The sequence below is a fragment of the Parasphingorhabdus sp. genome (genome assembly GCF_036963705.1).
Classification (GTDB): Bacteria; Pseudomonadota; Alphaproteobacteria; order Sphingomonadales; family Sphingomonadaceae; genus Parasphingorhabdus.
The window spans coordinates 1-4452 of record NZ_JBALUT010000119.1 but is presented as its reverse complement, the minus strand read 5'-3'; the positions used below and the strand labels follow the sequence as shown (position 1 = coordinate 4452).

General features: G+C 55.5%; 5 protein-coding genes. 2 read left to right on the top strand and 3 right to left on the bottom strand.

Going from position 1 to position 4452, the window contains the following annotated elements; genetic code table 11:
• Positions 1 to 195 precede the first annotated feature (195 nt).
• Entirely contained in the window at positions 196 to 1995 is a 1800-nt protein-coding gene (locus V7680_RS14980; RefSeq protein ID WP_335654062.1) for an acyl-CoA dehydrogenase C-terminal domain-containing protein, read from the top strand.
• Positions 1996 to 2004: 9 nt separating this feature from the next.
• On the opposite strand, the gene V7680_RS14975 is transcribed toward V7680_RS14980, so the two are convergent.
• Positions 2005 to 2793, bottom strand: coding sequence for an aspartyl/asparaginyl beta-hydroxylase domain-containing protein (locus tag V7680_RS14975; RefSeq protein ID WP_335654061.1), 789 nt, complete (start codon positions 2791 to 2793; stop codon positions 2005 to 2007).
• A gap of 270 nt (positions 2794 to 3063) precedes the next feature.
• On the opposite strand from V7680_RS14975, the gene V7680_RS14970 reads away from it, so the two are divergent.
• The gene (locus V7680_RS14970) at positions 3064 to 3336 is read left to right on the top strand and encodes a hypothetical protein (RefSeq protein ID WP_335654060.1); all 273 of its coding nucleotides are present in this window, start codon (positions 3064 to 3066) and stop codon (positions 3334 to 3336) included.
• A 52-nt stretch (positions 3337 to 3388) separates the two neighbouring features.
• Here V7680_RS14970 and V7680_RS14965 read toward each other — a convergent pair whose 3' ends face one another.
• On the bottom strand, positions 3389 to 4132 hold the full coding sequence (locus tag V7680_RS14965; protein WP_335654059.1) for a dienelactone hydrolase family protein: 744 nt from the start codon (positions 4130 to 4132) through the stop codon (positions 3389 to 3391).
• On the bottom strand, positions 4129 to 4452 hold a 324-nt coding region (locus V7680_RS14960; protein WP_335654058.1), incomplete at its 5' end, for a pyridoxal-phosphate dependent enzyme. The genes V7680_RS14965 and V7680_RS14960, both read right to left, overlap by 4 nt.

Here is a 4452-nt window from a genome sequence, read left to right as displayed (position 1 = left end):
GTTACCGTCGAAAAATGCCAGGAAAAGGTCGATACGCTGAAGAAGCAGCGCGCCGACATCGACAGTTCGATCAAGGAACTGACCGGCTTTATCAAGACTGTGCAGGACGCCATGGCGGACGCAAAAGCGCAGCATCAATAGAGGATTAACGCCGGTACCATCCGGTTGCCCCATTTGAGTAGAAAGTTATATATCATGCCTAGTTATACCGCACCGATCGGCGAAGTCCGGTTCATTCTCAACGAAGTTCTCAATCTCGAAAAATATGCGAACGTGCCCGGCTTTGAAAATGCGACACCGGAAATGGTCGACGCAATTCTCACCGAGGCCGGAAAATTTTCAACGGAAGTGCTCCATCCGCTCAACCAATCAGGCGATGAAGAAGGGTGCACCCGTCACGAAGATGGCTCGGTAACGACGCCAAAGGGTTTCAAGGAAGCCTATCAGCAACTGACTGACGGCGGCTGGACGACCTTGTCCTCGCCAGAAGAATTTGGTGGTCAGGGATTGCCGCGGGTAGTCGGCAACGCGGTCATGGAGTTTATGGTTTCGGCCAATCAGGCGCTGGAAATGTACACCGGCCTGACCCAGGGCGCGATTGCCTCGATCCTCACGGAAGGTAGCGAAGAGCAAAAACAGATCTACGCCACCCAGATGATTTCGGGCAAATGGACCGGAACAATGAACCTCACCGAAGCGCATTGCGGCACCGATCTGGGACTGATCCGCACCAAGGCGGAACCAATAGCAGGCGGCTATTCGATTACTGGCCAGAAGATTTTCATCTCGGCTGGCGAGCATGACATGGCCGAGAATATCATTCACCTCGTTTTGGCAAAAACTCCGGGTGCTCCAGACAGCTCGAAAGGTATTTCGCTCTTCATCGTCCCGAAATTCCTGGTCAATGAAGATGGAACATTGGGCGAGCGCAACGGCGTAAGCTGTGGATCGATTGAAGAAAAAATGGGCATTCACGGCAATGCGACCTGCGTCATGAACTATGACGGCGCGACCGGTTATCTGGTCGGCGAAGAAAATAAGGGTCTGCGCGCGATGTTCATCATGATGAACGCGGCGCGTCTCGGCGTTGGTCTGCAGGGCCTCGCCCAGGGCGAAATCGCTTATCAAAACGCGGTTGTCTATGCCGGTGACCGTCGTCAGGGCAGGGCGCTGACCGGAGCACAGGATCCGGAAGAAAAAGCGGACACATTATTCGTCCACCCCGATGTCCGCCGGATGCTGATGGACGGCAAGGCATTTACCGAATCGATGCGCGCTTTGGTTCTCTGGGGCGCGTTGCAGGTCGATCTTGCGGACAAGGCCGAAACCGAGGAAGAGCGCGAACTGGCCAATGATCTCGTCAGTCTGCTGACCCCTGTGGTCAAAGGTTATGGCACCTACATGGGCTATCAGATCGCCACGGAATCGCAGCAGGTATATGGCGGACACGGCTATATCCGGGAATGGGGTATGGAACAATTTGTGCGCGATGCACGGATTGCGATGATTTATGAAGGCACCAACGGTATCCAGGCGATGGACCTTGTCGGGCGCAAGCTTGGCTATAAGGGCGGTCGTGCGGTGCAGGCCTTTTTCAAAGTGGTGGCTGACGAAATTGCCGAAGCCAAGGGCCACGAGAAATTGGCTGGATTTGCCGGAGCGCTGGAAAAGGCCAATGGCGAACTTCAGGCCGCAACAATGTGGTTCATGCAGCACGGCATGACCAATCCGAACAACGCCGGTGCCGGCGCTTATCATTATATGCACATGATGGGCATTGTATCCCTTGGACTGATGTGGTTGCGGATGAGCAAGGCTGCTCAGGCAGCACTGGATGCGGGCACCGATAATCCGAAATATTACGAAGCCAAACTGGTGACCGCGCAATATTTCTCGGAACGTTTCCTGCCCGATGCCGGATCGCTCCGCCGCAAGATCGAAGGCGGCAGCGAATCGATCATGGCGCTGGACCCTGAAATGTTCGGGGTTGCCTGATCGGTTTCATCAAGCGGCTTCATTCTGCTCCGCTTGCTGATAGGCTTCTTCCCATTTGACGAGGTTTTGCCGGGCATCCTGTACAAAGGGTGACCGGCGAATGCCCCATATGGCCAGATCGTTGGCAAGCCTGCCGAGCAAACGCATCGGGCGTTTTACCTGTATCAGCAGGATGACCCGCCGCTGTTCGGTCCGGTTGTGCACTTCGTGATACTGGCTATCGTCAAAGACCAGCCATTTGCCTTTTTCCCAGAAGCAATTCGTCGCTTCTACCTGCATCGTGCAGTCTTCCGGCTGATCGGGAATGATCAAGCCCAGATGACAGGTAACCAAGCCACGAGTGACACCGCGATGCCGGGGAATGACAGCTCCGGGTTCGAGGATGGAAAAAAATGCGGAATTGAGATCGGGAATCCGGCGGACCAGTTCTGCCGTAAGCGGAGCGCGCGCACAGTTTTCCGGAACTTCATAACCATAGCCGACCAGAAAGAACGAGCGCCAGTTGCCATCGCCGGCAATCCTGGCATGGTCGGGTGAAATATCGTTGAGCGGCGGCACAGCATCGCGGTGACGCAGAATCGAAGCGGCTTCCTGTGCGATTGCCTGCCAGCTTTTGGTCAGGCAATCGGTCCACGGAAATGCGCTGGCCTGAAGGATCGGCCCGTTCGGGATTTTTGATTGGGCCGCTGATATTCTGTTCATCGCCCCGCGCAGACGTTTGCCAAGCTTGATAATCAATGGCCGGCTATTTGATTCTACCGCCGCCGAGGCCGCTTCCTGAACCTTCTTCCTGGACATGGCTGACAACCTTTCCGTTGAACTGTCCCGGACCCGTTCTTGTCATTATAGCGGAGAATGTGACCATTTTTCGACAAACTGATGCCGATAATCTGTCAAAGACCACATCAATGGCGGGGTCCGATGAAGAGTGCATATTTGCCGACAGACTGCAGAAATCAGCCGTTTAGCGCCACTTTGAACCATATGGTCGAAGGCCGCTGGACCCGAGATCGGAAATCCGTCAGCAAGCGGGTGACAGGGGAATGATATGCATAAGGAGTATATGCAATGCATTCCAATACAGCCTCAAAGCGCCTCCGCCGGATCACTCCCTATCTGATTACTGTCGGATTGGGATTGTCCGTAGCAGCCAGTGCCGCAGAGCCTGAACTCTCGGATGAGGTGCAGTCCGAAATCCCGGCCCCGACCATAGACACGGATGGTGATGGCCTAATGGACGCCTGGGATCGCAGCGGTGACGGTCAACCGGACGCGTGGGATTCCGACGGAGACGGACAACCCGAACTGCTCGACAATAATGGTGATGGAAAGCCTGACTAAGCCAGGCAATTCGATAATTGCGAAACACCGGGCCTGATATTGGTCCGGTGTTTTACTGATATTGGCCTGGAGTTTTATTGGTTTCGAATACTTCTTCAAACATGCTGAGCATCGCCGCCTTGCTTTGACGGTCTGCCGAGGCGTCATATTTGACCGAGTCCATCGATCTCGAGCTGCTGTTGATATCGGTGAACCCGTGGAGCACGCCCGAATAGATGTGCACGTGACAATCGGCGCCGGAAAAATCCATTTCTTCCTGAAATGAACGAACCTGTTTCGGTGGCACCAGTGGGTCGGCGCGGCCCTGGAACACCAGAATCCGGCTTTTTATCATCCCGCGCTTGGCTGGCAAAGGCGTCGCCAGAAGGCCGTGAAAACTGACCACTATCGCTACATCCTCGCCACTCCGGGCCATTTCAAGGACGATTTCGCCGCCCATGCCATAGCCGACTGCAGCGATCCGGTGGTTGCCGAGCTTTGACCGTTCGCGCAATTGAGCGAGCGCGCAGCGGAACCGTTCGCGGTAATATTCTGCATCCGCACGCAATTCGTTCGCCAGCGTGCGTGCTTCGCGCATGTCTTCGATCGCGCCCTTTCCATAAAGGTCACAGACCATCGCGCTATAACCCAATGAGGCAAGCCATCTGGCGCGATCATGCATCTGCTTTGTCGGTCCGACGATGGTCGGCACGATCAAAATCGCCCCGCGCGGATAGCGGCTGGGTTGAGCCATATAACCGGCCAATTCTATATCACCATGTCGATAGGTGAAATTCTGGATCTCGATGGAGCTCATTCTTCGGGCAAAAACTCTGGGACGGACAAGTAACGTTCACCGGTGTCATAATTGAAACCGAGGACTTTTGCACCACTGCCGAGTTCGGGCAGCTTCTGTGCAATGGCTGCCAGGGTGGCACCCGATGATATGCCAACCAGCATGCCTTCTTCCTTTGCCGCTCTCAGGGCCATGGCTTTGGCATCGGCCGGCTCGACCTTGATCGCTCCGTCTATGCTCTGCGTGTGCAGATTGCCGGGGATGAAGCCGGCGCCGATGCCCTGGATCGGGTGCGGGCCGGGCTGGCCGCCGCTGATCACCGGTGAGGATGACGGTTCGAC

What these genes read in the sequence shown, in the direction of transcription:
- V7680_RS14980 (WP_335654062.1), top strand. Translation starts at nt 196, where the DNA reads ATGCCTAGTTATACCGCACCGATCGGCGAAGTCCGGTTCATTCTCAAC.
- V7680_RS14975 (WP_335654061.1), bottom strand. Translation starts at nt 2,793, where the DNA reads ATGTCCAGGAAGAAGGTTCAGGAAGCGGCCTCGGCGGCGGTAGAATCA.
- V7680_RS14970 (WP_335654060.1), top strand. Translation starts at nt 3,064, where the DNA reads ATGCATTCCAATACAGCCTCAAAGCGCCTCCGCCGGATCACTCCCTAT.
- V7680_RS14965 (WP_335654059.1), bottom strand. Translation starts at nt 4,132, where the DNA reads ATGAGCTCCATCGAGATCCAGAATTTCACCTATCGACATGGTGATATA.